This is a genomic window from Streptomyces sp. WM6378, from assembly GCF_001279695.1.
Lineage (GTDB): Bacteria > Actinomycetota > Actinomycetes > Streptomycetales > Streptomycetaceae > Streptomyces.
In genome coordinates this window covers 48769-75145 of record NZ_LGDD01000120.1, presented here as the reverse complement: position 1 = coordinate 75145, position 26377 = coordinate 48769, and the positions used below count along the sequence as shown (strand labels likewise).

At 71.6% G+C, this 26377-nt stretch carries 26 protein-coding genes; 17 read left to right on the top strand and 9 right to left on the bottom strand.

Annotated elements, in window-relative coordinates; all coding sequences use genetic code 11:
- Positions 1-98 precede the first annotated feature (98 nt).
- From ADK54_RS12255 to ADK54_RS12215, 9 genes are read left to right on the top strand one after another with little or no spacing between them, the layout of a single operon-like run.
- Positions 99-1103 (top strand): MCE family protein, encoded by a 1005-nt coding sequence (locus ADK54_RS12255; RefSeq protein ID WP_053725613.1) that lies wholly within the window; start codon positions 99-101, stop codon positions 1101-1103.
- The gene (locus ADK54_RS12250) at positions 1100-2248 is read left to right on the top strand and encodes an MCE family protein (RefSeq protein WP_053725612.1); all 1149 of its coding nucleotides are present in this window, start codon (positions 1100-1102) and stop codon (positions 2246-2248) included. Before ADK54_RS12255 ends, ADK54_RS12250 begins: the two co-directional genes overlap by 4 nt.
- Positions 2245-3369: an MCE family protein gene (locus ADK54_RS12245; RefSeq protein ID WP_053725611.1), complete on the top strand. Its 1125-nt coding sequence runs from the start codon at positions 2245-2247 to the stop codon at positions 3367-3369. Before ADK54_RS12250 ends, ADK54_RS12245 begins: the two co-directional genes overlap by 4 nt.
- Positions 3369-4661 (top strand): MCE family protein, encoded by a 1293-nt coding sequence (locus tag ADK54_RS12240; RefSeq protein ID WP_053725610.1) that lies wholly within the window; start codon positions 3369-3371, stop codon positions 4659-4661. The genes ADK54_RS12245 and ADK54_RS12240 overlap by 1 nt, the downstream gene beginning before the upstream one ends.
- A complete protein-coding gene (locus ADK54_RS12235) occupies positions 4658-5167 on the top strand; it encodes a hypothetical protein (protein WP_420717297.1) in 510 nt (169 codons plus the stop codon). The genes ADK54_RS12240 and ADK54_RS12235 overlap by 4 nt, the downstream gene beginning before the upstream one ends.
- 25 nt (positions 5168-5192) lie before the next feature.
- Positions 5193-5801 carry a hypothetical protein gene (locus ADK54_RS12230; protein WP_234392023.1) on the top strand — a complete coding sequence of 203 codons (609 nt, stop codon included), beginning with the start codon at positions 5193-5195 and terminating at the stop codon, positions 5799-5801.
- A gap of 46 nt (positions 5802-5847) precedes the next feature.
- Positions 5848-6375: a nuclear transport factor 2 family protein gene (locus ADK54_RS12225; protein WP_053725609.1), complete on the top strand. Its 528-nt coding sequence runs from the start codon at positions 5848-5850 to the stop codon at positions 6373-6375.
- Positions 6376-6406: 31 nt separating this feature from the next.
- A complete protein-coding gene (locus ADK54_RS12220) occupies positions 6407-7174 on the top strand; it encodes a hypothetical protein (RefSeq protein WP_053725608.1) in 768 nt (255 codons plus the stop codon).
- Positions 7171-8361 (top strand): lytic transglycosylase domain-containing protein, encoded by a 1191-nt coding sequence (locus ADK54_RS12215; protein WP_420717296.1) that lies wholly within the window; start codon positions 7171-7173, stop codon positions 8359-8361. Before ADK54_RS12220 ends, ADK54_RS12215 begins: the two co-directional genes overlap by 4 nt.
- Here the strand turns inward: ADK54_RS12215 and ADK54_RS12210 are convergent.
- Complete coding sequence (locus ADK54_RS12210; protein WP_053725607.1) at positions 8347-9423, bottom strand: ATP-dependent DNA ligase; 1077 nt, start codon at positions 9421-9423, stop codon at positions 8347-8349. The two genes, ADK54_RS12215 and ADK54_RS12210, sit on opposite strands and share 15 nt — an antisense overlap.
- Positions 9424-9478: 55 nt before the next feature.
- Here ADK54_RS12210 and ligD point away from each other — a divergent pair, with 55 nt between their 5' ends.
- Positions 9479-10495 carry a non-homologous end-joining DNA ligase gene (gene ligD / locus ADK54_RS12205; RefSeq protein ID WP_053725606.1) on the top strand — a complete coding sequence of 339 codons (1017 nt, stop codon included), beginning with the start codon at positions 9479-9481 and terminating at the stop codon, positions 10493-10495.
- Position 10496: 1 nt separating this feature from the next.
- Here the strand turns inward: ligD and ADK54_RS12200 are convergent, their stop codons facing one another.
- Both ADK54_RS12200 and ADK54_RS12195 read right to left on the bottom strand, forming a co-directional pair.
- Positions 10497-11549 (bottom strand): SIS domain-containing protein, encoded by a 1053-nt coding sequence (locus ADK54_RS12200; protein ID WP_053725605.1) that lies wholly within the window; start codon positions 11547-11549, stop codon positions 10497-10499.
- Between the two features lie 72 nt (positions 11550-11621).
- Positions 11622-12959, bottom strand: coding sequence for a PTS transporter subunit EIIC (locus ADK54_RS12195; RefSeq protein WP_063801957.1), 1338 nt, complete (start codon positions 12957-12959; stop codon positions 11622-11624).
- 242 nt (positions 12960-13201) lie between these two features.
- On the opposite strand from ADK54_RS12195, the gene ADK54_RS12190 reads away from it, so the two are divergent.
- The 4 genes from ADK54_RS12190 (at position 13202) to ADK54_RS12175 (ending at position 17101) form a co-directional block, all read left to right on the top strand.
- The gene (locus tag ADK54_RS12190; protein WP_053725604.1) at positions 13202-13957 is read left to right on the top strand and encodes a GntR family transcriptional regulator; all 756 of its coding nucleotides are present in this window, start codon (positions 13202-13204) and stop codon (positions 13955-13957) included.
- A 228-nt stretch (positions 13958-14185) separates the two neighbouring features.
- Positions 14186-14977 (top strand): VOC family protein, encoded by a 792-nt coding sequence (locus ADK54_RS12185; RefSeq protein ID WP_053725603.1) that lies wholly within the window; start codon positions 14186-14188, stop codon positions 14975-14977.
- A gap of 127 nt (positions 14978-15104) precedes the next feature.
- Entirely contained in the window at positions 15105-15356 is a 252-nt protein-coding gene (locus ADK54_RS12180) for a WhiB family transcriptional regulator (protein WP_053725602.1), read from the top strand.
- Between the two features lie 143 nt (positions 15357-15499).
- On the top strand, positions 15500-17101 hold the full coding sequence (locus ADK54_RS12175) for a GMC family oxidoreductase (RefSeq protein ID WP_053725601.1): 1602 nt from the start codon (positions 15500-15502) through the stop codon (positions 17099-17101).
- A gap of 63 nt (positions 17102-17164) precedes the next feature.
- Here ADK54_RS12175 and ADK54_RS12170 read toward each other — a convergent pair whose 3' ends face one another.
- From ADK54_RS12170 to ADK54_RS12160, 3 genes are all read right to left on the bottom strand, one after another.
- On the bottom strand, positions 17165-18133 hold the full coding sequence (locus tag ADK54_RS12170) for an acyl-ACP desaturase (RefSeq protein WP_053725600.1): 969 nt from the start codon (positions 18131-18133) through the stop codon (positions 17165-17167).
- Between the two features lie 256 nt (positions 18134-18389).
- Complete coding sequence (locus ADK54_RS12165; RefSeq protein WP_053725599.1) at positions 18390-20030, bottom strand: ABC-F family ATP-binding cassette domain-containing protein; 1641 nt, start codon at positions 20028-20030, stop codon at positions 18390-18392.
- Positions 20031-20386: 356 nt separating this feature from the next.
- On the bottom strand, positions 20387-20803 hold the full coding sequence (locus ADK54_RS12160; RefSeq protein ID WP_053725598.1) for an SsgA family sporulation/cell division regulator: 417 nt from the start codon (positions 20801-20803) through the stop codon (positions 20387-20389).
- 346 nt (positions 20804-21149) lie between these two features.
- Here ADK54_RS12160 and ADK54_RS12155 point away from each other — a divergent pair, with 346 nt between their 5' ends.
- Entirely contained in the window at positions 21150-22229 is a 1080-nt protein-coding gene (locus ADK54_RS12155; RefSeq protein ID WP_078966322.1) for a WD40/YVTN/BNR-like repeat-containing protein, read from the top strand.
- Between the two features lie 25 nt (positions 22230-22254).
- Here the strand turns inward: ADK54_RS12155 and ADK54_RS12150 are convergent, their stop codons facing one another.
- Entirely contained in the window at positions 22255-22560 is a 306-nt protein-coding gene (locus ADK54_RS12150; protein WP_053725597.1) for a YciI family protein, read from the bottom strand.
- Between the two features lie 41 nt (positions 22561-22601).
- Positions 22602-23021, bottom strand: coding sequence for a GNAT family N-acetyltransferase (locus ADK54_RS12145; RefSeq protein ID WP_053725596.1), 420 nt, complete (start codon positions 23019-23021; stop codon positions 22602-22604).
- A gap of 61 nt (positions 23022-23082) precedes the next feature.
- Here ADK54_RS12145 and ADK54_RS12140 point away from each other — a divergent pair, with 61 nt between their 5' ends.
- Entirely contained in the window at positions 23083-23790 is a 708-nt protein-coding gene (locus ADK54_RS12140) for an endonuclease V (protein WP_053725595.1), read from the top strand.
- 7 nt (positions 23791-23797) lie between these two features.
- Here the strand turns inward: ADK54_RS12140 and ADK54_RS12135 are convergent, their stop codons facing one another.
- Positions 23798-24979, bottom strand: a complete 1182-nt coding sequence (locus ADK54_RS12135) for a saccharopine dehydrogenase family protein (RefSeq protein ID WP_053725594.1) — start codon at positions 24977-24979, stop codon at positions 23798-23800.
- Positions 24980-25191: 212 nt separating this feature from the next.
- Between ADK54_RS12135 and ADK54_RS12130 the strand changes: the two genes are divergently transcribed.
- Positions 25192-26376, top strand: coding sequence for a CaiB/BaiF CoA transferase family protein (locus tag ADK54_RS12130; RefSeq protein WP_199826934.1), 1185 nt, complete (start codon positions 25192-25194; stop codon positions 26374-26376).
- Position 26377 lies beyond the last annotated feature (1 nt).

Below are 26377 nucleotides of genomic sequence, written 5' to 3'. Positions count from 1 at the left end.
CCCGCACCCTTCGCCTTCCGCGCCCGACGTTGCCGCGCCCGAGCCTCAAGCGCCCCGCCCTGAAGCGTCCGGCCCTGAAGCGCCCCCGCCTCAAGCCCATGAAGGAGCGCAACCCCGTCGCCGTCAGCCTGGTGGGCCTGCTGCTCCTGGCCCTGATCGGCGTCGCCGCGTACAACGCGGACTCGCTGCCGTTCATCGGCGGCGGCACGACCTACAGCGCCGACTTCTCGGAGTCCGCCGGGCTGCGCGACGGCGACGAGGTGCGGATCGCCGGGGTCAAGGTGGGCGAGGTCAGCGGTGTCTCCCTTGACGGAGCCAAGGTGAAGGTCACCTTCAAGGTGAAGCACGCCTGGATCGGCGACGCCTCGACCGCGGCCATCGCCATCAAGACCCTGCTCGGCGAGAAGTACCTGGCCATCGACCCGCTAGGCACCACCGAGCAGGACCCCGGCAGCCGCATCCCGCTGGCCCGCACGACCTCCCCGTACGACGTCACCCAGGCCTTCGAAGGGCTCAGCAACACGATCGGCGACATCGACACCGCGCAGCTCGCCAAGAGCTTCGAGACGATCTCCGACACCTTCAAGGACTCGCCCCCCGAGGTGCGCACCGCCGTCTCCGGACTCTCGGCACTGTCCAAGACCGTCTCCCGGCGCGACACGCAATTAGCCCAACTCCTCAAAGGCAGCGAGGAGTTGACGAAGACATTGGCCAACAAGAAGAGCAGCTTCGAGACGCTCATCGACGACGGCGGACTGCTCCTCGGCGAACTCAAACAGCGCCGCGACGCCATCCAGGCGCTGCTCACCGGAACCCGCGGCCTCGGCACCCAGCTCACCGGCCTCGTCAAGGACAACTCGGCCCAACTGAAGCCCACCCTCACGGCGCTGGGCCGCGTCACGGACGTCCTCATGAAGAACCAGCAGGGCCTCGACCGCACGCTGGCGCTGGCCGGCCCCTACTACCGGCTCGTCGGCAACACCCTCGGAAACGGCCGCTGGTTCGACACGTACATCTGCGGGCTCGTCCCCAGGAACTACCTGCCGGCGAAGTCGCTTCCGGGCCACGGCTGCATGCCGCCGAAGAACGGAGGCTACCCATGAGCCGGCGACGCGCTCTCACGATCGTCCTGGCCCTCGCGGTGATCGCCGCGACCGTGGCCGGCGGGCTGCGCGTGTTCGCCGGCCCGGGCGGCAAGCGGATCACCGCCTACTTCGACCACGCCGTCGGGATCTACCCCGGGTCGGACCTGCGGATCCTCGGGGTCAAGGTCGGCGAGGTCGACTCGGTCACCCCCCAGGGCCGGCAGGTCAAGGTGGTGGTCACGCTGGACCGGGGCGTACGGGTGCCCAAGGACGCGCGGGCCGCCGTCGTCTCGCCCAGCGTCGTCGCCGACCGCTACGTCCAGCTCACCCCGGCCTACACCGGCGGCCCCGAGATCGCCGACCGGGCGGAACTCCCGGCCTCGCGCAACGCCACCCCCGTCGAGGTCGACCAGCTCTACGCCTCCATCACCGAGCTCAGCAAATCGCTCGGCCCCAGCGGCGTGAACGCCTCGGGAGCGCTCTCAGGGCTGCTCGACACCGGGGCCAAGAACCTCGACGGCAACGGCGCCGCGATCGGCGACTCCATCGAGCAGTTCGGCAAGGCGGCCAAGACGCTCGACGGCAGCAGCGAGCACCTCTTCGCCACCCTGTCGTACCTGCAGACGTTCACCACGATGCTGAAGAACAAGGACGGCGCGGTGCGCGACGCGCAGAACCAACTCGCCGACGTGACCTCGTTCTTCGCCGACAACAAGGACAACCTGGCGGGCGCGCTGAAGGAACTCGGCACCGCGCTCGGCAACGTCAAGACCTTCATCCAGGACAATCGCGGCAGCCTCAAGGCCGAGGTCGACAAGCTCGCCCCGCTCACCCAGATCCTCGTCGACCAGCGGGCCTCGCTCGCGGAGGCCCTGGACACCGCGCCCCTGGCCGCCGGAAACGCTCTCAACGCCTACGACCCGGCGCACCGCACCCTCGACGGCCGCGGCAACATCAACGAGATCAGCATGGGCGGCGACATCGTGTTCCCGCTCAACCCGGCGGCCGCGGGCAGCGCGGGGCTCGTGCCGGTGCCGCAGGCCCGCCTGAAAGCGCTCCCAACCCTGCCCCTGCCCCCCGTCGGCACGGTGTACGGGACGGCGGCCGACCCCGCGAAGGGCGCCGCCCCCGGCCCCTCGGCGAAGAAGGGGGGCCGGGGATGAAGGCCCGCGTCACACGCCGTACCGGCGCCGCGCTGGGCGCCGGTGTCGCCGTCGTCGTCGCCCTGGCCCTCACCCTCGGCAGCTGCTCGGTGCCGTCGTTCTCCGGGATCGACCAGCTGCCGCTGCCCGGCGGCGCCGACCTGGGCAGCCATCCGTACGACATCACCGCCGACTTCGCCGACGTACTGAGCCTGGTGCCGCAGGCCGCGGTGAAGGTCAACGACGTCGCCGTCGGCCGGGTCACCAAGGTGTCGCTCGCCTCCGACGGCTGGTCCGCCAAAGTCACCATGCGGATCAGGGGAGACGTCAAGCTGCCGGCCAACGCGTACGCCCAGCTGGAACAGTCCAGCCTCCTCGGCGAGAAGTTCGTCCAGCTCTCCGCGCCGGCGAAGGAGACCAAGGAGGCGGCCCAGGGGCGCCTCGGGCCCGGCGCCGCCATCCCGATCACGCGGACCAACCGCAACCCCGAGGTCGAGGAGGTCCTGGGAGCGCTCTCCATGCTGCTCAACGGAGGCGGCGTCAACCAGCTCAAGACCATCACGACCGAGCTCAACAAGGCGATCGGCGGCCGCGAGCCCGAGGTCCGCTCCATGCTTCAGCGCGTCAACACGCTGGTCACCGACCTGGACGGCCACCGCACCGACATCACCGACGCGCTCGACGGGGTCAACCGGCTCTCCGCCACCCTCGCCACCCGCAAACAGCAGGTCGGCACCGTACTCACCGGACTGTCCCCGGGCCTCAAAGTCCTGGAGGACCAGCGGGGTTCACTCCTCACGATGCTCAAGTCGCTCGACACCCTCTCCACGGTCGCCGTCTCGACGATCAACAAGAGCAAGGACGACATGGTGGCCGATCTGAAGGCGATCGCACCGACGCTGAAGGCGCTCGCGGACTCCGGCAAGGACCTGCCGGACTCCCTCCAGGTGCTTGTCACCTATCCGTTCACCGACGAGGTGCTGCGCGGCGTGAAGGGCGACTACCTCAACGTCTACCTCGACGTGACGGCCGCCCCCGGCACCCAGGTCATCCCGCCGCTGACCACGCCGCCCGCATCGGTCACCGCGCAGCAGGCGCCCCTCGGCCTGCCGTCCGTCGGCGGCACGGGAGGGACGCGCTGATGCTGACCACGGCGACGAGGCTCAAGAACCTCGCGTTCCTCGTGATCGGGGTGCTGGTCCTCGGCTACACCGGGTTCCGTTACGCCGACATCGGCCACTACGTCGGCATCCGCGACTACTACACGGTGAAGGTCCATCTCGCCGAGACCGGCGGCCTGTTCACCCACTCCAACGTCACCTATCGGGGCGTGTCGGTGGGCCGGGTCGGACCCATCGGACTCACCGACGACGGGGTCGTCGCCGAGTTGCACATCGACAACTCGGCCCCGCCCATCCCGACCGCGCTCAGAGCCGTGGTGGCCAACCTGTCCGCCGTCGGCGAGCAGTACATCGACCTGCGGCCCACCGCCGGCGGGGCGCCCTACCTGGGCGACGGCGGCGAGATCGAGCAGGACGACACCGCCACCCCGGCGCCCGTCACCACCGTCCTCAGCAGCGTCAACGACCTCGCCGCATCAGTGCCCCTTGACTCGCTGCGCACCGTCGTCGACGAGTTCGGCAAGGCCTTCGAAGGGCGCGGCGACGACCTCCAGGTGCTCCTCGACAGCGGCACCGACTTCGTGAAGGCGGCCGACAGGGCGCTGCCCACCACGACCACGCTGCTCGCGGACGGCCAGACCGTGCTCAGCACCCAGGCCGAGGAAGGACAGGCCATCAAGTCCTTCGCTTCGGGCGCCCAGCGATTGGCTGCCACGCTCAAGGACTCGGACACCGATCTGCGCCGCCTCATCGCCGCCGCGCCCGACGCCGCCGGGCAGATCAGCGGGCTGCTCAGGGATCTGAACCCGCAGCTCAGCGTGGTGCTCGCCAACCTCCTCACGACCGCCGACGTAGCCGTGACCCGGCAGCGCGGAATCGAGGAACTCCTCGTGAAACTGCCGCCGTTGGCGGCGGCGGGAGCCACGGCCATCGACGCCAAGGGCGCCAATCTGGGAATGGCGGTCACCTTCTTCGCGCCGCTTCCCTGCACCGACGGATACGGCGGCACGGTCTACCGCAACGGCCTGGACACCCTCGACACGCCGAACCTCAACACGAAGGCGAGATGCGCCGCGCCCGCGAGCAGCGGCACCGACGTGCGCGGCTCGGCACACGCTCCGACCGGCGGCCAGGTCCCAACTCCCGCCCAGCCAGGTGCACTTCCGCCTGCGCAGCAGGTCGCGCCCGCAGCCCAGCCGTCAACGCTCCCCGGAGCCCTGGCCCTGCCCGCGCTGCCGAGCGGCGGCCCCCTGGACCTGGCCGCACTGCTCGGCCTCAGCCCCGCCGCCGGTGGGAAGGAGGTGCGCCCGTGATCGCTCTCCCCGGCCCATCCCGACTCCGCCGCGCACTCGTGGTGGCCGCGCTCACCGCCTCGCTCGCCTTCGCCGCCTTCGCGGGCCGGGCGTACCTGGAGGCGCGGGACGACTCAACGGTCGCGTACGCCACCTCGCGCGACGCCGCCCTGCAGGCGGGCCGGACGCAGATCGCCGCGCTCTCCACACTGGACGCGGCCCACCCCGACGCCGCCCTGCGCACCTGGCTCGACGCCTCGACTGGCCCGCTGCACGACGAGCTCCGCCGTACGGGCGCAGGGAAGCCGACCACCTCGGCGCGCGGCAGCGTCACCGACGCCGCCGTCACCGAGCTCGACGACCGCTCCGGCACGGCGAAGGTCATCGCGACGGTGCAGGTCCAGCTCACCCCGGCGGGCGGAGCGGCCACCACCACCGACCGCAAACGCTTCGAGGCGGCGCTCGAACGCACCGGATCCGGCTGGAAGTTGAAGGCACTCAACGCGGTCCCGGTCACCGCCCCCTGACCCCGGACCGATAGGGAGAAGCAGCGTGAGCACAGCAGAGCTGAAGACGGCGCCGGAGCCGGAGCCCGGGCGCGATGTGGAGTGCGAGGACGAGAGGGCGGGCCCTGACCCCACCCCCGCCGAAGCCCCAGCCCCTACCGACCGCCTCAGCGCCGTCACCCTCGCCTGCGTACTCGTGCTTCTCCTTGCCGGGGCCGGACTCCTGTTCCAGGCAGGGCAGTTGACCGACACCACCGCCACCCGCAACCACGCACTCACCGACACTTCAGCCACCACCCGGGTCATCGGCGACGTCAGCAACACGCTCGGCAAGGTGTTCTCGTACGCGCCCCAGGACACCCGCGCCACCGAGGACGCGGCGAAGGAGCTGCTCGGCGGGCGCGCCGCCGGTCAATACACCTCCCTGTTCGGTGAGTTGAGGCAGCGGGTCGCCGACCAGAAGCTCAGCCTCACCACCCATGTCGTACGGGCCGGGGTCACCCGGCTGACCCGCGACACGGCGGAGCTGCTCGTCTTCCTCGACCAGCGGGCCCAGCGCGACACGAAGCCGGCCACCACCGCCGCCGCCCAGCTGTCCATCACGGCCCGACTCACCGACGGCCACTGGCAGATCACCGACATCCGAGCCCGTTAGGACGCGCCCGCTGCCGCCGGGCCCCGCGAGAGGGATCACGAAGAACATGGCACGCATGACGATCCAGCCCCTGCTCATCGCCGCGATGGTGTTCACCCTGCTGGCAGGCGGATTCGCGGTGTGGGCGGGCTGGTCCTGGTACGGCGCGGCGCACAACGACTCCGCCGCCTATGCCGCCTCCCGCGACAAGGTCCTCGCGGCCGGCGAACAGGCCGTGCAGAACCTCTCCACCCTGGACCACAAGGACCTGGCCCACGGACTCGACATGTGGCAGGACTCCACCACCGGCGACCTGCACCAGCAACTGGCCGACGGCAGAAGCGAGTTCGAGAAGCAGGTGCAGCAGGCTCAGACCGTCACGAGCGCCAAGGTGCTCGACGGCGCGGTCACCGAGCTCGACGACCGGGCGGGGCGGGCCAGGGTGATGGTGGCGCTGCGGATCACCGTGCAGGCCCCGAAGGAGAAGCCCGCCGCCAAGGACAGCCGGATGCTCGGCGAACTCACCCGTACGTCCGGCGGCTGGAAACTCAGCGCGCTCGGCCAGGCGCCGGTCGGCAACAGCGCGGCCAACTGACCACCTAATCGTCCCCGGACAGGAGCCGCACATGTCGACGACCCGCCACCTGGTCAACCGTCAGCGCCGACTCGCGAACGCGGGCGCCACCCGCGTGGCCGCCACGGAGACACCGCCGGAGCGCGGGAAGCGAGCGACCAATATCCCCGGTGACGCCAGCATCCTTAAAGGAAAGGGTAGTTCGGAGGTCGAGGCAGGCGCAGGGCCCCGCCGTCGGCTCCCCGTCTCCCTCCACCCCTTGGCCGAGCGGTCCCTCGGTGGCGTCCGCCGCCTGGTCTCCGTCCGGGCCCCCGTCGTCCTGTGCGTGCTCGTCGTCCTGCTCGGGGCCTTCGCCGCACTCGCCGCCACCCGGGCCGATTCGCTGCGCTCCGATCCGGCCGCGCGCAACGCCGCTCTCACCGATCCGGCCCGTACCAGCGAGGTCAAGGGGCAGACCGCCAAGGCCGTCGCCGCGCTGTTCTCCTACAACTACGCCGACACCGCCGCCGCCGACAATGCGGCATCAACTCTCCTTACCGGCAAGGCGGTTCAGCAGCACCACGACATGCTGGACGCCGTGCGGGCGCAGGCCAAGGACCAGAAACTGGTGCTTACGACCACCGTGACCGAGAGCGGGGTGGAGATGATCGACGGCTCTCGCGCCCGGGTCCTCGTCTACGCCGACCAGAGCAGCACACGAACGGCGGGCGCGAAGCCCGAAACGACCTACGCCGCCGCGATGTTCACCGTCGACCTGGTGCGGGGGAGCGGCGCCACCTGGCGGATCTCCGGCATCGACACCTTCGGGCAGGGGGCGTGAAGGCCCCGGGGCTGCACCTCGTCGCGCGGCTGCCGGGCGGGAAGCGGTTACGGCGCGGGCTGACCGGTACGGCGGTCGTGGCTGTCGCCATGACCGCGCTCACCGCGTCGCAGGCCCCCGGCCTCCTGCATGCCGCGCCGCCGCGCCCGGACGAACCGGTAGCCGGCCCTTCCACCTCCGTACGGGAACAGTCGCCGGCCGACGGCTCGTACCACACCGAGCTCCCGCCGCTGGTCTCCCCACGGCCCCCGAGTTCACCGCCGGCCGTGGGCGTGATCGACCCGGTGTGGACGCAGGAGGGCATCCCGGCCACCGTCCTCGCCGCGTACCAGCAGGCGGAAGCCCGGCTGCGGAACGCCGAGCCCCGCTGTCATCTGCCCTGGCAACTCCTGGCCGCCCTCGGCAAGGTGGAGTCGGGGCACGCGGGCGGCGGCCGGGTCGACGCGCACGGCACGACCCTCACGCCGATCCTCGGGCCCGTGCTCAACGGCGCGGGCTTCGCCGACATCGCCGACACCGATCACGGCACCCTGGACGGGGACACCCGCCACGACCGTGCGGTGGGCCCCATGCAGTTCATCCCGTCCACCTGGTCGACCTGGGCCCAGGACGGCAATGGTGACGGCCGCAAGGACCCCAACAACGTCTTCGACGCCGCGCTCGCCGCCGGGGTCCATCTGTGCGCGGACTCCCGCGACCTCGCGGTCCCGGCGGACCTGGACCGCGCGGTGCTGAGCTACAACCACTCCGCGGACTATCTGCGTACGGTCCTGTCGTGGCTGGAGTTCTACCGCCGGGGCACCCATGCCGTACCGGACGGGAAGGGCGCGCTGCCCACCACGCCCGGCGCGGGCGGCGCCCGGCAGATCGACGACGATCACGGAAAGAAGCAGGGCGGAGGCATCGTCATCGGCCCCCAGCCGAGCAGCGGACCCTCCGCCTCGGTCCCCGCGCGTCCCGGCGGCAGCCCGTCCGCGTCGCCGCCTCCGCAGTCGCCGTCCCCTTCGCCCTCCCCGTCCGCCTCCGATTCCCCGGGCCCGTTGCCCTCGGGGAGCACGAGTCCCGGGCCCTCGCCGTCGGGCAGCCCGGGCCTGCCGGACTGCCCCACCGGGTCGCCGTCCGCGCCGACGACGCCGGACCCCACGGGCACGCCGCCCGCACCGGGCTGCCCCTCACCCACCCCCTGACGAAAGCACCTCGGCCAGGTCGTACCGGACCGGCTCCTCCAGCTGTGCGTAGGTGCAGCTGCCGGGGGAGCGGTCCGGGCGCCAGCGGCGGAACTGCGCGGTGTGCCGGAACCGGTCGCCCTCCATGTGGTCGTACGCCACCTCCACCACCCGCTCGGGGCGCACCGCCACCCACGACAGGTCCTTCTTGCCGGTCCAGCGGCTGGTCGCGCCCGGAAGGCGGGCGCTTTCGTGCGCCGCCTCCTCGGCCCAGGCGGCCCACGGATGGCCTTCGGCCACCGGGTCGGCCATGAGCAGCGGGGCGAGCTCGTCGATCAGTTCCGCGCGGCGCTTCATCGGGAAGGCCGCGCACACGCCGACATGCTGGAGAGCGCTCTCGGCGTCGTACAGGCCGAGCAGGAGCGAGCCGACCACCGGTCCGCTCTTGTGGTGGCGGTATCCGGCCACCACCACGTCCGCCGTGCGCTCGTGCTTGATCTTGTACATGAGGCGGGCATCGGGCCGGTAGGGAAGGTCGAGCGGCTTGGCGACCACCCCGTCGAGCCCGGCGCCCTCGTACTGCTCGAACCACCGCCGGGCCACCTCGATGTCGGTGGTGGCGGGAGCGAGGTGCACCGGTGGCGAGACGTCCTTCAAAGCCTCGGACAGGAGTGAGCGGCGCTCGGCCAGCGGGGTGTCGAGGAGCGAGGCGTCGCCGAGGGCGAGCAGGTCGAAGGCGATGAAGCTCGCCGGGGTCTGTTCGGCGAGCAGTCTCACCCGGGACGCGGCGGGGTGGATGCGTTCGGTGAGCCGGTCGAAGTCGAGTCGCCCCTCGTGCGCGATGACGATCTCGCCGTCCACCACGCAGCGCTCGGGAAGACGTTCCTCAAGGGCGGTGGCCAGCTCGGGAAAGTAGCGGGTCAGGGGCTTGCCGTTGCGGCTACCGATGACGATCTCGGCGCCGTCGCGGTGCACGATCGCCCGGAACCCGTCCCACTTGGCCTCGTACTGCATCCCGGGCGGAATCCTCGCCACGGACTTGGCGAGCATCGGCTTCATGGGCGGCATCACCGGAAGATCCATACAATCGATTCTCACCGATATGCGGCATTGATGCCCGCCGCCTACCGTGGCCTGCATGGGCAAGGGCGAGGCGATCGAACTGGAGGCCGGCGGGCGGACCGTGCGGCTCTCCAATCCGGGCAAGGTGTACTTCCCGGAGTTCGGCTACACCAAGCTGGACGTGGCGAACTACTACCTGTCCGTCGCCGACGGCATCACGCGCGCCCTGCGCGACCGGCCCACCACTCTGGAGCGCTATCCGGACGGCGTCGACGGCGAGTCGTTCTTCCAGAAGCGTGCCCCGAAGAACCTCCCCGACTGGATCCCCACCGCCCGCATCGCCTTCCCCAGCGGCCGCCACGCCGACGAGATCTGCCCCACCGAGCCCGCCGCCGTCCTGTGGGCCGCCCAGCTCGGCTGTCTCACCTTCCACCCCTGGCCGGTGCGGCGCGAGGCCACCGACCACCCCGACGAACTCCGCATCGACCTGGACCCGCAGCCCGGCACCGACTTCGACGACGCGGTGCCCGTAGCCCATGAACTCCGGGCATTTCTGGGGGAGTTTGGCATCACTGGCTGGCCCAAGACGTCCGGCGGCCGGGGCATCCACGTGTTCATCCCGATCGAACCGCGCTGGACGTTCACCGAGGTACGCCGCTGCGCCATCGTCATCGGCCGCGAGCTGGAGCGCCGCATGGCGGGCAAGGTCACCACCGCCTGGTGGAAGGAGGAACGCGGCGAGCGGATCTTCGTGGACTACAACCAGACCGCCCGCGACCGCACCATCGCCTCCGCCTATTCGGTACGCCCCAAGCCGCACGCCCCGGTCTCGGCGCCGCTGCGCTGGGACGAGCTCGACGACGTACACCCCAAGGACTTCGACCTGCGGACCATGCCCGCGCGCTACGCCGAACTCGGCGATCTGCACGCGGACATGGACACCTACGCCTTCGGCCTTGAGTCGCTGCTCGAACTCGCCGAGCGGGACGAGCGCGACCACGAGCTCGGCGACATGCCGTACCCGCCGGACTACCCCAAGATGCCGGGGGAGCCCAAGCGGGTACAGCCGAGCCGCGCCGCCAAGGACAAGTAGCTCAGGCGACCGCGACCGGCGAGGCCAGCTCGAAGTCCGCCGCGTCGACACCGCCCTCCTTGGTGTCGTCGTTGGCGAACACGAACGACTCGATGGGCACGCCGCGTTCGTCGCTGAGCGCCGCCACCAGCTCCTGCACGACGACCGTCTCCAGGACGACCCGGGCGCTGGGGGCGCACTGGGGCAGGCGTACGACACCGAGGCTGTCGGCCACCTCCACGTCCTGGGTGGTGATCAGGAGGGTGAGATGGCCGGCCGCCGACAGGGAGCGGGCCAGTTCGACCTCGCGGCCGTCGCCGAAGACGAGGTGCAGCGTATTGCCCGCCGACTCCATCTCGCCGTGCAGGTAGTTGCGGGTGACCGAGGCCGCGGCCGGCATTCGGGGCACCTCGCGAAGGAGCAGGGCGGCTTCCTCGGCGCTGACCCGGGAGGCGCCGGAGGCCACGCAGTCGACGGCCACGCAGCGGGCCGCGCGCGAGCGCAGCGCGGCGACCACCTGGGCCGCGCGGCCACGGACGGTCTCGGCGTGCGCGGCGATGCCGTCCCAGGGGTCGCCCCGGCGGCCCGCGATGGCTCCGGCGATCAGATCGAGGGCGACGACCGTGGCGGTGAAGCCGACGGTCGAGGCGTACGAGTCGGGCTCGTTGCCCATGTCCACGGTCAGGTCGGCGAGTTCGCCGAGCGGCGAGGGGGTGACATTGAGGACGGCGAGCGTCGGCACGCCCCGCGCCGTCTTGAACGCCGCGATCGTCTCCGAGCTGCGGCCGCCCTGCGAGACCCCGATCAGCAGATCGGTGTCGAAGCCGCGCAGCCCGTCCTCGATCTCGCTGGAGAGCACCCGCTGGGCGGGCACGCCGTGGCCGCGGAGCACCTCGACGGGGACGGCGAGGGCCGCGTAGGAGGCGCCGATCCCGGCCAGGAGCGGCCGCTCGGCCGTGCGCAGCCGGCCGAGCGTCGGGCCGTCGAGCTGCCGCCGCACCTGGGCGATCACGCGCTCAAGCGCCTGCGGCTGGCCACTTTGGCCGTCGAGGAAGGTGATACGCGATCCGGACATCGAGGGATCCTTTCGTAGGCCCCGCCGCACGCGGACGGCGGGAGCGCGGACTGGGGAGGAGCGGGCGGAGCGTCAGGCCTTGGAGGCCGGATCGTCCTCCAGGGTGGCGCCCGAGGGAATGGCGTCAGGGGAGCGCACGGGAGTGTCCGCAGGTGCGTCGGCGGATATGTCGGCGGCATCTCCCTCGCTCGGATCGCCCTCTACGGGTTCGCGGCCGGGCGTCGGCAGGTTGAAGCGCACGATCGCGAACCGGAAGACCGCGTAGTAGAGCGCCGCGAAGGCCAGGCCTATCGGGATCAGGAGCCAGGGCCTGGTGGCGATGCCGTAGTTGACGACGTAGTCGATGGCGCCGGAGGAGAAGCCGAAGCCGTCGCGGATGCCAAGCGCGTAGCAGACCGCCATGGAGACTCCGAAGAGCAGCGCATGGACGGCGTACAGGAGCGGGGCCACGAACATGAAGCTGAACTCGATGGGCTCGGTGACACCCGTGACGAACGAGGTGAGCGCGACCGAGATCATCATGCCCTTGACCATCTTGCGGTTCTCGGGCCGCGCGGTGTGCGCAATGGCCATGGCCGCGGCGGGCAGCGCGAACATGTAGATCGGGAAGCCGCCGGTCATGAACTGGCCGGCGCTCGGGTCGCCCGCCAGGAAGCGCGCGATGTCGCCGTGGACCTCGGCGCCGGTGTGGGGGTTGACGAACGTGCCGGCGTCGAACCAGGGGAAGACCGTGAAGAAGTGGTGCATGCCGATCGGGATCAGCGCGCGGACCACCAGGCCGAAGATGCCCGCACCCCAGGCGCCGGTGCCCACCAGCCACTCGCCGAAGTGGTAGAACCAGCCGCCGACCGTCGGCCAGACCACGCCGAAGACGATGCCCATGCCGACGCCGGCGAAGGCGCAGAGGATCGGCACCAGCCTGCGGCCGCCGAAGAAGCCCAGCCATTCGGGGAGTTTGGTGCGGCTGAAGCGCTGGTAGAGCAGCGCCGCGACGAGACCCATGACGATGCCGCCGAAGACCTTGGCGTCGAGCGGCTCGCCGTCCACCCCCTTCGGGAAGGCGGGGCTGGCGAGGACCGCCTTGAAGACGAGGTAGCCGACCGTGGCCGCCAGCGCCGTCGAGCCGTCCGCCTTCCTGGCGAAGCCGATGGCCACGCCGATGGCGAAGAGCAGCGGCAGATAGTCGAAGACGGTCTGGCCGCCGGCGGCCAAAACCATGCCGAGCTTGCGGACCGGCTCGGGGAAGTTCTCGCGGCCCAGCAGGTCCGTGCCGCCGAGGCGGACCAGGAGCGCGGCCGCCGGGAGGGTCGCGACCGGGAGCATCAGACTGCGCCCGATGCGCTGCAGGACCGCCATGACGCCACTGCCGCCGCGCTGTTTGCCGGCGGCCTTCGCTGGACCCGTACTCATCCGTCTTCCTCCATCGCGCATGCGGTCCCGTGGCCATCCAGGGGTGTGGTCATCGGGCCGGTCGGCCGCCGGGTCTCGCCGGCCGCCGCAACCCAAAGGTATGCAGTGGTATTCGAGTGGTCAATAGTGGTCTGCTCGGATTTTCGTCCGGTGACCAAAGGCCCGGGGCCCTTGCCCCGCGAGCTGCGCCAAGACAAGTGGTATGCGGTGGTACGCTCCGAGGATCCCGCTGGAGGTTTCCGATGAGCGCCGACGCCGCCCCCGCCCGCCCCGCCCGCAGCAGCGGGCCCGCCCCCCTGTGGGCGCAGACCGCCGAGCTCATCCAGGACGAGATCCAGCGCCGCGGCCTGGCAGCGGGCGCACGGCTGCCCGCCGAGCGCGAACTCTGCGAACGGCTCGACATCTCCCGGGTGACCCTGCGCAAGGCCCTGGCGCACCTCGTCGACCAGGGCCTGGTGACGGCCTCGCACGGCCGGGGCTGGTTCGTCGCGGCGCCGGTGGCACCCCGCGAGTGGCCCAACGACCTGGAGTCGTTCACCACGACCGCCCGCCGCAAGCACATGCGGCCGAGCTCCCTCGTGCTGCACCAGGAACTGCGCCCCGCCACCCTCGACGACGGCGACCGCCTCGACGTACCGGCCGGCGCCCCGCTGCTGCGCCTGGAGCGCGTCCGGCTGCTCGACGACGTACGCATCGCCGTCGACCGCACTCTCCTTGTCGCATCCCTCGCGCCCGGCCTCGACGAGGTCGACTTCACCACGGCCTCGCTCTTCGAGGAACTGCACGCCCGCGGCGTCGAGTTGGAGCGCTCCGAGACCACCATCGAGGCGCGCGGCGCGGACAAGGCCCTCGCCCGGCACCTCGGCATCGAGCCGGGTTCGCCCGTGCTCGCCCTGGACCAGACGATCTACGCGCGCGACCAGCGCCCGGTGCTCCTGTCGACCGTCGAGTACAGCGGGGACCGCTACCGCCTGCGCACCACACTCCAGCCACGCTGACAGGCCCGAACGGGCCGGGCCGTCGCCATTGGGCGCGAACGCGGGGGCCGTTCGTCCCCGGCCGGCCCGCGCGGCCCGAAGGTCCCGGACGCGCGGCCCCGCCGGGGGTCCGCGCCCGCGCACACCAGCACCCCTTCAAGGCGCCGCGGAACGGCTCCGTCCCGAATTGTCAGTGCCCGGTGCGAGACTCAAGATGGCAGGACAACGGGACACACGAAGGAGCTCACCATGCTCAGCACCCGTTACGTCACGGGCTCTCCCAGCTGGTTCGACCTCGGCACGCCCGACCTGGACGCCGCGGCCGCGTTCTACACCGGAGTCTTCGGCTGGACGTTCCGGCCGGGCGGCCCGGAGATCGGCGGGTACGGCACGTTCCAGGCCGCCGGCAGGACCATCGCGGGCGGCATGACCGTCACCCCCGAGCAGGGCGCCCCGGCGTGGAACGTGTACTTCCGGACCCCGGACGCCGACGAAACGGCCAAGGCCGTGGAGCGGGACGGCGGCACCGTGGTCCTCCAGCCCATGGACGTCATGGAGCTCGGCCGCAGCGCGTACTTCCGGGACCCGGCGGGCGTCGGCTTCGCCGCCTGGCAGCCGAAACAGATGCCCGGCATGGAAGCCGCCAACGAGCCGAACACGCTGTCCTGGGTCGAGCTGGCCACCCCGGACGTGCGGGCGGCCACCGCCTTCTACCACGCGGTGTTCGGCTGGGAGACCTCCGAGGTGACCTTCCCGGGCGGCACGTACACGACGGTCAACCCCGCTGCCGCCGGCCCCGACTCGATGTTCGGCGGCGTGGTCCCGCTCGACAGCGATCCGCTGGAGGCGGAGGCGGGGGCGTACTGGATGCCGTACATCGAAGTGGCCGACGTCGACGCGGTCGCCACCAAGGCGCAGGAGCTGGGCGGCACGGTCCGGATGGCGCCCGTGGACATCGAGGGTGTGGGCCGCCTCGCCAAGCTCGCCGACCCGCACGGAGCGCGCATCGCGATCATCAAGAACGCGACGCCGAGTCCGTAGTCGGATGCCGTGAGCAGCGCCGGGCGCGGATCGATCCCCAGGCCGTGAGCGGCATCGGGCGCCGATCAACTCCGACGTTCAACATTCGTTGACCGGACGTTGATCAGTGCCCGGCAGCGTGGGGAGCATGCTGAACGACACCATCACCATCGGCCCGGAACTCGCCTGGCAGGAGACCGCGTTGTGCGCCCAGGCGGGCCCCGAGTTCTTCTTCCCCGCCCCGGGCAGCTCGACGCGGGAGGCCAAGCAGCTCTGCGGAGCCTGCGAGCAACGCAAAGCCTGCCTTGAGTACGCCCTGGCCAACGACGAGCGATTCGGCGTGTGGGGCGGCCTCTCCGAGAAGGAGCGGCTGACGCTGCAGCGCACCCGGCAGCGCTGACAGGGCGCGCCCCTCGAAGCCACCCGGGCCCGACCGGGCCCGCCCGCCCCGATCACGCCGGATCGTCCGACGTCCCCTGGCGCCGCGCCGCCCGGCCGGTCCATGCTGGCCCGCACCGACAACTGCGGGAAAAGGGGGCTGAGTTGAACACTCGGGGAACAGCGGGCGGCGGAACCTACGACTACATCGTGGTGGGCGCGGGATCGGCGGGGTGCGTCGTCGCGTCGCGGCTCTCCGAGGATCCGACCGTCCGGGTGGCCCTGGTCGAGTCCGGCCCGCGCGACCGCAAGAGCGAGATCCGCATCCCGGCGGCCTTCCCCAAGCTCTTCAAGACGGCCTACGACTGGGACTTCACCACCGCCAAGCAGGAGGCGCTTGGCGGCCGCGAGCTGTACTGGCCGCGCGGCCACACCCTCGGCGGCTCGTCCTCGATGAACGCCATGATGTGGGTGCGGGGCCACCGCGACGACTACGACGCCTGGGGCATCGCGGCCGGACCCGAGTGGTCCTACGACCGGCTCGTGCGCTACTTCCGGCGGGCCGAGCGCTGGACGGGACCCACGGCCGACGGCACGGTGTACGGAACGGACGGCCCGCTCTTCATCTCACCGCAGCGCGATCCGAACCCGACGACCGCCGCGTTCCTCACCGCCTGCAAAGGGACGGGCCTGCCCGAACTGCCGGAGCTCAATGCCCCGGACCACTCGGGCTGTGCGATCACTCCGGTCAACCAGCGCGACGGGCGCCGCTGGAGCGCCGCGGACGGCTATCTCAAACCCGCCGCCCGCCGCCCCAACCTGCACGTCCTCACCGACGTCCGGGTGAACGGGCTCCGGTTCGACGGCTCCCGCGTCACCGGCGTCACCATCGAAGGGCTGCCGGAGCCGCTCACCGCGCGCCGCGAGGTGATCCTCAGCGCGGGCGCCATCGGCTCGCCGCACCTGCTCATGCTGTCCGGCATCGGGGACCCCGAGCGGCTGCGCGCCGCGGGCGTCACCGTGCGGGCCGCGTCCCCCGAGGTCGGCCGGCACCTTCAGGACCACCTGTCGTACGCGGTAACCGTGGGCTGTCCGCGGCCCGTCAGCCTCACCGGCGCCGACTCGCTCGCCAACGTGGCCCGCTTCCTGCTGCGCGGCCGGGGCCCGCTCACCTCCAACGTCGGCGAGGCCGCGGCCTTCATCCGCACCGACCCCCAACTGGCCGCCCCCGACGTCGAGTTGGTGTACGCGCCGGGGCCGTTCATCAACCACGGCCTGACTCCGGCCACCGAACACGGGCTCACCATCGGTGTGATCCTGCTGCAGCCCGAGAGCGAGGGCCGCATCGACCTGGCGGGCACCGACGTGTGCACCGCGCCCCGGATCGACCCCGGCTACCTCACCGCGGAGCGGGACCTGCCCCGCCTGATGGCCGGGATCCGCAGGGCGGAGGAGCTCTTCGCGCATCCCGCCCTCGCCCCGTACGTCTCGGGGCCGCTGGGGCCCTACCCGGGCACGGTCGACGACGAGCGCCTCGCGCAGAGCGTCCGGGACGCCGCCGAGACGCTGTACCACCCGGTCGGCACCTGCCGCATGGGCAGCGACGAGGACTCGGTCACCGATCCGCGGCTGAGGGTCAGGGGCGTGGAGGGCCTGCGCGTCGTGGACGCCTCGGTCATGCCGCGCATCACCCGCGGCCACACGCACGCGCCCACGGTGGCGACAGCCGAGCGGGCCGCGGAAATGATCCGGCAGGACGCCCGCTGAGCAGAGCGATGCCGGGCGGGTACGGGAACCTCGACCCGTACCCGCCCGGCATCGGCCCGACGGTCAGGCGCGGGCGGCCATCCGCGCCTTGCGCGCGGCGAGCTTCTCGTCGAACTTGGCCGCCTCGCTGTCGAGCCCGCCCATGTACAGGCCGAGCTCCTCCTGGGCCTTGAGGCCCTCGGGGCCGAGCCCGTCGATCTCCAGGACCTTGAGGTAGCGAAGGACCGGCTGGAGCACGTCGTCGTGGTGGATCCGCATGTTGTAGATCTCGCCGATCGCCATCTGCGCCGCCGCCCGCTCGAAGCCGGGCATGCCGTGCCCGGGCATCCGGAAGTTCACGACGACGTCGCGCACCGACTGCATCGTCAGGTCCGGGGCGATCTCGAAGGCCGCGCCGAGCAGGTTGCGGTAGAAGACCATGTGCAGGTTCTCGTCGGTCGCGATCCGGGCCAGCATCCGGTCGCAGACCGGGTCGCCGGACTGGTGGCCGGTGTTGCGGTGCGAGACCCGGGTCGCCAGCTCCTGGAAGGCGACGTAGGCGACCGAGTGCAGCATCGAGTGCCGGTTGTCCGACTCGAAGCCCTCGCTCATGTGGGCCATCCGGAACTGCTCCAGCTTGTCCGGGTCCACCGCCCGGGAGGCGAGCAGGTAGTCGCGCATCACGATGCCGTGCCGGCCCTCCTCGGCGGTCCAGCGGTGCACCCAGGTGCCCCAGGCGCCGTCGCGGCCGAACAGCGAGGCGATCTCGTGGTGGTAGCTGGGGAGGTTGTCCTCGGTGAGCAGGTTGACCACCAGGGCGATCTTGCCGAGGTCGGTGACCTTGGACTGCTGTGGGTCCCAGGCCTGCCCGTCCTCGAAGAATCCGGGGAAGTTGCGCGCGTCCGACCACGGCACGTAGTCGTGCGGCATCCAGTCCTTGGCGACCTTGAGGTGCCGGTTGAGCTCCTTTTCGACTACCTCTTCCAGCGCGAACAGCAGCCGGGCGTCGGTCCACGCGTCCGAGCTGCCGAGGTGGGGAGAAGTGATCGTCACGGGGGTGCTCCAGGGGGACGGAAAAGGGGGACGGCAGGCGTACCTACGCAAACGTAGGTTACGAGACCGTAGGTTAAGGCGGCCGTAAGCCCACGCCAAGCCCGCCTTCCCCTTCGTCCGGTTACGTTCTGTTATATGGGCAGGTCGTGGAGGCGGAACGAGAGGCATCTCACCTCGCACGACAGGAAAAAGACAAGGGGGGTGGGGCTGGTCGGATCCCGACCGGCCCCACCCCCTCGCGCTCCTCGCGGTGCGTCTACCGCGTGCTCAGCCCGCCCCTGACCTCCTCCGCCGTGGTGTCGGTGAGCTCACCGTCGAGAAGGAGCCAGCGGGTGACCCCGATCGACTCCAGGAACGGCACGTCGTGGCTCGCCACGATCAGCGCCCCTTCGTAGGCGTCGAGCGCGGCCTTGAGGGCGCGCACGCTCGGCATGTCCAGGTTGTTGGTGGGCTCGTCCAGCATCAGGAGCTGGGGCGCGGGCTCCGCGAGCAGCAGCGCCGCGAGCGCGGCCCGGAACCGCTCGCCGCCCGAGAGGGTTCCGGCCGGCTGGGCGGCCCGGGCCCCCCTGAACAGGAAGCGCGCGAGCCGGGCCCGGATGGCGTTGTCGGTCGCCCCCGGCGCGTAGCGGGCCACGTTCTCCACCACGCTCAGCTCGTCGTCGAGCACATCCAGGCGCTGGGGCAGAAAGCGCAGCGGCACATGGACGATCGCCTCGCCCGCCACCGGCTCCAACTGCCCGGCGAGCGTCCTGAGCAGCGTCGTCTTGCCCGACCCGTTCCGCCCGACCAGCGCGATCCGCTCGGGACCGCGCACATCGAGCTCGCCCTCCACCCGTTCCCCGTACGGGAGTTGGAGCTCTTGCAGGGTCAGCACCGAGCGGCCCGGATGCACCTTGGTGTACCGCAGCTCGATGCGGATCTCCTCGTCGTCGCGCACCAGCTCCACGGCCTGGTCCAGCCGCTCACGCGCCTGGTCGAGGCGCTCGGACTGCAGGATGCGGTGCTTGCCCGCCGACACCTGCGCCTCGCGCCTGCGGTTGTTCGCGACGATCCTCGGCACCACCTTGTTGTCGTAGCTCTTCTGTCCGTACCGCTGCCGCCGCGCCAACTTGACCTGCGCGTCGGACAGTTCACGCTTCTGGCGCTGTACGTCGGCCTCGGCGACCCGCACCATCCGCTCGGCCGCGTCCTGCTCGGCCCGCAGCGACTCCTCGTACGCCGTGAAGTTGCCGCCGTACCAGGCGAGTTGGCCCTCGCGCAGATCGGCGATGCGGTCCACCCGGTCGAGCAGCTCGCGGTCGTGGCTGACCACCAGGAGCACTCCGCCCCAGGCGTCGACCGTGCTGTAGAGGCGCTGTCGCGCGGGCAGGTCCAGGTTGTTCGTCGGCTCGTCGAGCAGCAGGACGTCCGGACGCCTGAGGAGCAGTGCGGCAAGGCGCAGCAGCACCGACTCGCCGCCGGAGACCTCGCCGATCGTGCGGTCCAGGCCGATGCGGCCGAGACCGAGCTGGTCGAGGGTGGCGCGGGCCCGCTCCTCGACGTCCCAGTCGTCGCCCACCGTCTCGAAGTGCCGCTCGTCCGCGTCGCCGCCCTCGATGGCGTGCAGCGCGGCGCGGACCGCGTCGATGCCGAGCGCCTGGTCGACCCGCAGGGCGGTGTCCAGGACCAGGTTCTGCGGCAGGTATCCGACCTCGCCCGCGATCTTGACGTTGCCTTCGGTCGGGGTGAGTTCGCCGGCGATCAGCTTCAACAGGGTTGATTTTCCGGACCCGTTGAGGCCGACGAGGCCGGTGCGGCCGGGGCCGACGGCGAGCTGGAAGTCCTCGAAGACGGTGGTGCCGTCCGGCCACGCGTAGGACAGCGCGGCCGAGCTGATCTGAGGGGTGAAGGTTGACATACGGGTCTCCCGGTTGCGGGGAAGGAATGAGGGCAACGGGGGTTCTGAGACACCGCTCAGGGCAGGAAAAAGGCCCTGGTCGTGGTGGAGGACATGGCTCGGAGGCAAAGGTCACACCGGGGCGCGCGACACGGAAGGGAGTGCGCGAAACGGTGTCTCAGGGGCCTCAGACGAGCAACGTCCTACTCCGTTCGACGACAACAGGGCCAGGCACGAACGTACGCGGGTGGCGCGCGGTCCCGCAACCGATTAAATCCGGGCTGCGGGACCGATGACACGGTCGCGGCGGTGCACCGCCGCGACCGGGCAGGAGCGGAGGCGGTGCGGGAGGCGGTCGCCTCCGGAGGAGGGCTGACTCAGCAGGCGTCGCGCAGCAGCGCGGCGAGGTCTCCGTCCATGTCGAGGTACTGGTGCTCGCGGCCGGTCGGCACCAGGAGCTGTGCCTGGTTGAGGAAGCGGCGCACCTCGGAGGTGCGGATGTGGACCATCGCGACGCCCTCGCGGGCGTGGAATTCGAGGACCGTGCGGTCGTATCCGTACGGCCGCACCCGGACGTCGCCGACCCCGGCCGGTGCCTCGATGCCCGCTTCGAGCAGCTCGCGCGCGAACTCCCAGGAGACCTCGGTGCCTTCGAGGGTGGCCGGCGCGGGGAACGCCATGTGCACGGCGAAGGGGTCCTCGGGGTCGTAGCGCAGCGTCGCGGGCACGGTCTCCATGCGGGGTGCGGACGCGATCAGGCGTACCTGGACGGGCTGCTCGATGACGGTGGACAAAGCCCTGCTCCCTCAACCTCGGGGTTCTCTCCTGCCGCCCGGAAAGACGTCGAAATTCAGCGTTCCGTGCACCGGAGGTTCACGTGACCTGCGTCACTGCCGATCGCCGTTGCCTCGGCGCGCGACCCGGAATGCTCGCAATAGGGCGGATTCCCGCTCTCACCACAGCCACACGACTTCATCGGTGTCTCACGTGACACATGTTTTTCAGCCCGTACGGCGAGGCCGCCGTGCTGCATCGGACGGTGCTCGACGTGTCTCGCGTACGCCTTGGGACCCGGCTCCTCGGTGCCGGCGGCGTAGGCACCCTGGACGGGTCGGGTGGGCTGGGCTAGCTTCCGACGCCATGAGGTCCATGGGGAAGACGAGACGCATGCTGTCGGTGGGACTGGGCGGGATGGCGCTGGCGGCCGCACTGACCGTGCCGGCCCAGGCACACGGGCACGGGCACGGCGATCCGGCGTGGGAACTGAAGGACACGAAGACCGACGCGCGCTTCCGCGGCCTCGCCGCGGTCAGCCGGTCGACGGCGTGGGTCGCGGGGACGAAGGGGACGGTCCTGCGGACCTCCGACGGCGGCCGCAGCTGGCGGAACGTGTCGCCGGCCGGCGCGGCCGACCTGGAGTTCCGTGATGTGGAGGCCTTCGACGGGCGGCGCGCCGTCGTCCTCGCCATCGGTGAGGGCGAGGCGTCCCGGGTCTACCGCACCGAGGACGGCGGAGCGACCTGGAGCGAGTCGTTCCGCAACACCGACCCGAAGGCGTTCTACGACTGTCTCACCTTCCTCGACCCCCGGCACGGCCTGGCGGTGAGCGACCCCGTCGACGGCAAGTACCGCATCCTGTCCACCGCGGACGGCGGCCGTTCCTGGAACGTCCTGCCCGGCAAGGGGATGCCGGCCGCGCAGCCCGGCGAGGCGGGGTTCGCCGCGAGCGGCCAGTGCCTGGTGAGCTCGGGGCCGCGCGACGTCTGGCTCGCCACGGGCGGCGGCGCGACCGGCCGCGTGCTGCACTCCTCGGACCGGGGGCTCACCTGGACGGCCGCCGAGTCGACCATCCCGGCCGGCGACCCGGCCCGCGGGGTGTTCGGCCTCGCCTTCCGCGACCGTACGCACGGGATCGCGGTCGGCGGCGACTACCGGGCGGGCCAGCCGTCACCGCAGGCGGCGGCCGTCACCGGGAGCGGCGGCCGGGCCTGGCGTCAGGCCGCCACCCCGGTCGCCGCCTACCGCTCGGGCGTTGCCTGGCTGCCCCACTCCCGCTCGTCCGCGCTTGCCGTCGGGCCGACGGGCACGGACCTGACCCGCGATGGGGGCCGCACCTGGCGCACGGTGGACACCGCCTCGTACGACACGGTCGACTGCACGGCGGACGGCGGGTGCTGGGCGGCGGGGGAGCAGGGCAGGGTGGCCCGGCTGGCCGACTAGCCGCTTCGGCCGACCGACTCATCGATCAAGCCGCTGGCGGCAACTCCTGCTGGAATGCCGCCAGTTCGGGGGCCACCTTGGTCGCCAGGAACTCGGTGATCCGGTACGTGGCCAGGTCGTTGACGTTGAAGGGGTCGGTCGCGACGATCTTGTCGATCGCCGCGCGATCGTCCCCGACGGCCAGGATGACGCCGCCGTCGCGCGGCTCCTTGCGCCCGGAGGCGACGAAGACGCCCGCCTCGTACTGTGCGTCGAGCCAGGCGACATGGTCGGTGAGATGCTCGTCGACGCGTTCGAGCGGGACGATGTAGGTCAACTCAACTATGAACATGATCGCCAGGCTACTCCCGAGCCGCTTGAGGCTCCCCCGGGTCAGAACACGCGGGCCATGCCCACCGACTCGGGCGCGGTCTCGGCGAAGCCGAACTGCCCGTAGAGGCGGCGTGCTTCGCCGTCCGCGATCAGTGACACGTACGCGGTGGCGGGCGCCCTGCGCTCCAGCTCCGCCGTCAGCGCGGTCATGATCCGCTTGCCGAGGCCGCGGCCCTGGTGGTCGGGGTGGACGCAGATGTCCGTGACCTGGAACGCGGTTCCGCCGTCGCCGATGATCCGGCCCATCCCGATCGGCTCGCCCCGCGCGTAAAGGATCACGCCGTACCAGGTGTTGGGCAGCGCCAGGGCGACCGCCTCGGCCGATCGGTCGGACAGGCCCGCGACGGTGCGCAGGTGCCGAAAGGTCTCGGGGGAGGGCACGCCCTCACGTACCTCGTAATGGTCTATCGCGTCATCCATACCTTACATGCTAAGCGCGGGGGGCCGGGATTCGCCAGCGCTGGACATTAGGGTGGGCCCCATGGAGATCACGGGGATTCCGGCGGCCTGGCCGGACAGCGAGGCGGCCGCCCTGGCCGTGCAGGACGAACTGCGCGGCAAGGTCGTGCTCGACGAGCCGGGGCCGCCGCCGGGCAGCGGGCTCGTTACGGGGGTCGACGTGGCGTACGACGACGAGCGGGACCTCGTTGTCGCGGCCGCCGTGGTGCTCGACGCGGCGACCCTGGAGGTGGTCGAGGAGGCCACCGCCGTCGGCCGGGTGGCCTTCCCCTATGTTCCCGGTCTGCTCGCCTTCCGCGAGATCCCCACGGTGCTCGCCGCTCTTGAACGGCTCAACTCCGGTCCGGGGACGGTCATTTGCGACGGCTACGGGCTCGCGCACCCGCGCCGCTTCGGCCTCGCCAGCCACCTCGGCGTACTCACCGGGCTCCCCGTCATCGGCGTCGCCAAGAACCCGTTCACCTTCAGCTTCGAGCAGCCGGGACCCCGGCGCGGAGACAGCTCGCCGCTGCTCGCCGACGACGGAGCCGAGGTCGGCCGCGCCCTGCGGACCCAGGACGGCACCAAGCCGGTGTTCGTCTCGGTCGGCCACCGGGTGAGCCTCGACGGCGCTTGTGCCCACACCCTCGAACTCGCCCGGCGCTACCGCCTCCCCGAGTCCACCCGGGGCGCCGACTCCCTGTGCCGCCGAGCGCTCAAGGAAGCCCAACAGGCCACGGCCCGGCGGTAGTTGGCGCTCAGCGTGCGTCGGCCACCCGGAAGCGCATCCCTGCCTTCTGGAGCCGCTCGGCCAGGGCCGGGCCCATCGCGGTCGCGGGTGTCAACTGGCCGGCCAGCTCCGGGAGTTCGTCGAAGGCGAGGCTGAGCGCGCCCTCGGCGAGGATCTTCGCCGTCTCGTCGTAGCCGGGGTCGCCGCCCGACACCTCGGTGAAGACCCGGCGTCCGCCGCCCTCGCCGACGAAGCGGACCGTGAACCAGCTGCGCCGGCGCCGCGCCTCGTCCGGGCCGTTGCCCGCCTCGTAACGGCTCATCAACCACGCGCGGGCGGGCGGGAGTTGAGTGGCAGCGGCCACGGCGCTCACCGCGGCCACCCCGCCGATGGCCACCGGGAGATGCTTCACCGCGGCGAAGTGCCGGTAGCGGAAGTCGGGGCCGTAGCGTTCGTCGGCCGCCGCCGAGCGGGCGATGACCTGCGGGTCGATGGTGGGCATGGGCAGCGCCCAGGTGCCGGTCTCCTTGCTGAAGTGCGGGGCGCCGAGCGGGGCGCGGGCCCGCCGGCCCACCAGGCGCGGCTCGTGCAGCCGGCGCTCCTTGGCCGCCCGCGCGGTCTGTGCGCCGCGCCCGAGCGAGGTCAGCGCGGAGGCCAGCGTTCCGCCCGAGAACGTCGCGTTGGTCCGCACGAAGCCGTCGATCCGCAGCGGCACCCCGGTCGGGAGCTGCTGGACGGTGAACTGGACGCCGAGGTCGTGCGGCGCCGAGTCGAAACCGCAGGCGTGCACCAGGCGGGCGCCGCGCTCGCGGGCCCGCGCGTCATGGCGTACGTACATCGTGTCCACGAACTCCGGCTCGCCGGTCAGGTCGAGGTAATCCGTGCCCGCCTCGGCGCACGCCGCGACCAGGCCCTCGCCGTACCAGACGTAGGGGCCCACCGTGGTGGCGACGACGCGCGCCGACTCGGCAAGCGCCCGCAGCGAGGCCGGATCGGTGGAGTCGGCGGTGAGCAGCGGCAGCGTGGCGCACGCCGGGTTGAGCTCGGCGAGCCGCTCGCGCAGCCGCTCCAGCTTGGTGCGGTTGCGGCCGGCGATCGCCCAGCGGCATTCGTCGGGGGCTTGGGTCGCGAGATATTGGGCGGTCAGCGACCCGACGAAACCCGTCGCGCCGAACAGCACGATGTCGTAATTCCGCTTCGAGGGTTCCACCGTGTGCCTCCGCACTTGAGCTGCCTGGTGACGCCGTCGGCCGATGCCGGGTTGTGAGGCTAGCGTGCGGCCCCCGGTCGGGGCACCTGGGTCACCATCGGGCATGGTCAAGCCCGGCGTATCGGGCAACCGGCGCCCGAGCGGCTGCCGCACATGCTGAGCGGCTGCTCATTGGGGCTTGTGCGGAGTGGAACGTGTTCTTAGCATCATTGATGTTACATCAGTTGTGTCACAGTGCTGGGGGCTTGATGGCAGCGACAGGAACCGGCCCGCTCGCCGGGGTGCGCGTGGTCGAGCTGGCGGGCATCGGGCCGGGCCCGTTCGCCGCCATGCTCCTCGCCGACCTCGGCGCCGACGTGGTGCGCGTGGACCGTCCGGGGGGCGCCGGCCTGGCCGTCGATCCGGCGTACGACCTCACCAACCGCAACAAGCGCTCCGTGATCATCGACCTCAAGGCGGACGAGGGGCCGGGTCTGGTCCTCGACCTCGTCGAGCGCGCCGACATCCTCATCGAGGGCTACCGGCCGGGCGTCGCCGAACGCCTCGGCGTCGGGCCCGAGGACTGCCTGGCCCGCAACCCCGGGCTCGTCTACGGCCGGATGACCGGCTGGGGCCAGGACGGGCCGCTCGCCCAGCGGGCCGGTCACGACATCGCGTACATCGCCGTCACCGGCACCCTCGGCATGATCGGCAGCCCGGACGAGGGCCCGACCGTCCCGGCCAACCTCGTCGGCGACTACGCGGGCGGCTCGCTCTACCTCGTCATCGGCGTCCTCGCCGCCCTCCAGCACGCCCGGGGCGGGGGAGCGGGGCAGGTCGTGGACGCGGCCATCGTCGACGGCGCCGCTCATCTCGCCACGATGATCCACGGCATGCTGGCGGCCGGCGGCTGGCAGGACCGGCGCGGCGCCAACCTCCTCGACGGCGGCTGCCCCTTCTACGGCACGTACGAGACCTCGGACGGCCAGTACATGGCGGTCGGCTCCCTGGAGCAGCAGTTCTACGACGAGTTCATCCGGCTCCTCGGCATCCAGGACGTGGCCCCCGCCCGCAAGGACCTGGCCCGCTGGGCCGAACTGCGCACCACCATCGCCGACCGGTTCCGAACCAGGACCCGCGAGGAGTGGACGGCCGTCTTCGAGGGCTCGGACGCCTGCGTCGCGCCCGTGCTGTCCCTGAAGGAGGCGCCGCACCACCCCCACCTGGCGGCCCGCGCCACGTTCACCGGGCACGGCGGCATCACCCAGCCCGCGCCCGCACCCCGCTTCTCCGCCACCCCCGGATCCATCCAGCGGCCCCCCGCGATGCCGGGCGCCGACACGGCGGACGTCGCCCGCGACTGGGACCTGCCGGCGCTCTCGGCGGGCCCGGCGCCAACTCCCGTACAGGAGGCTTGAG